This window comes from Nocardioides sp. NPDC057577 (genome assembly GCF_042801335.1).
In the GTDB taxonomy this organism is placed as follows: Bacteria; Actinomycetota; Actinomycetes; order Propionibacteriales; family Nocardioidaceae; genus Nocardioides.
In genome coordinates, this window is the sequence record NZ_JBHVGB010000372.1 from 1 (window position 1) to 1038 (window position 1038).

Sequence of the window (1038 nt, forward strand, 5' to 3'; positions counted from 1 at the left end):
ACAAGGATGTCGTCGATGGTTCGATCGATGCCCTCGTCGACCACGTCCACCGGCGCCGCGACCACTTCGGCTTCATCGCCCGCGAGGGGCCTGAAGGAGGGCGGCTCGGGCATCGTGATCACCCGCGAGATCGCCGATCTGGGCGTGCGGATCGGGGACGTCCTGACCGCGGACAAGAGCGAGGTGCCGCTGAAGGTCGTGGGCCTGGTCGACGAGACCGTCTCCTACGGCCACATCGGCGTCGCCTACACCGACCTCGACACCTGGCGGCACCTGCACTACGGCCTGCCGGGGGACCTGCCCGAGGCCGCCGGCCGGCAGGCCACGGCCGTCGCGCTGACCCTGGAGCCGGGCGCGGACATCGCCGCGGTGGAGAAGGCGACCGGCACCCGCGCCGACACCAGGGAGGCCACCTTCGACGCGTCCCCCGGCTACGAGGCCGAGTCGAGCACCATGGCCCTGATCAAGGGCTTCCTGTACGCCATCTCCGCCCTGGTCGTCGGTGCGTTCTTCACGGTCTGGACGGTGCAGCGCAAGGCCGAGATCGCCCTGCTCAAGGCGCTCGGCGCCCCCACCGGATACATCCTGCGCGACGCGCTCGCCCAGGTCGTCGCCGTGCTCGTCGGCGCCACGGCCCTCGGCACCGCCGTCGGCCTGGCCCTGGGCAGCGCGATGATCGGCAAGGCGCCCTTCTCCCTCTCCGCCCCCGCCATCGCCACCTCCTCCGGCCTCCTCATCGTCCTCGGGACCGTGGGCGCCGTCGTCGCCGTCCGCCGCATCACCGCCGTCGACCCCCTGACCGCTCTGGGAGCCACCCGATGACGACACCCGCCACCGACCGCCGAACCGCCCCGGACGCCGCGGGCTCCGACGGACTGCGCCTCGACGACGTCACCCTCACCCTGGGCGACGGCGATACCGCCGTCACCGCCCTCGACCACGTCGGCCCGCTCTGAGTTCGACCGCGACCCTTCGATTCGCCGTCCGTACGCCTCATTCACCCCCACCACGGTTCGGTCCGCATCATGTAGATCTGGT

At 71.8% G+C, this 1038-nt stretch carries 2 protein-coding genes; both read left to right on the forward strand.

The features are described 5' to 3' along the window. Positions 1–114 precede the first annotated feature (114 nt). The gene (locus tag ACFU7D_RS29885; protein WP_378874202.1) at positions 115–822 is read left to right on the forward strand and encodes an ABC transporter permease; all 708 of its coding nucleotides are present in this window, start codon (positions 115–117) and stop codon (positions 820–822) included. Continuing rightward, positions 819–956, forward strand: coding sequence for a hypothetical protein (locus ACFU7D_RS29890; protein WP_378874204.1), 138 nt, complete (start codon positions 819–821; stop codon positions 954–956). The genes ACFU7D_RS29885 and ACFU7D_RS29890 overlap by 4 nt, the downstream gene beginning before the upstream one ends. The last annotated feature ends 82 nt before the right edge of the window (positions 957–1038 follow it).

Bases quoted from the DNA above. Each gene is read 5' to 3' on its own strand.
- ACFU7D_RS29890 (WP_378874204.1), top strand. From the start codon at position 819: ATGACGACACCCGCCACCGACCGCCGAACCGCCCCGGACGCCGCGGGC.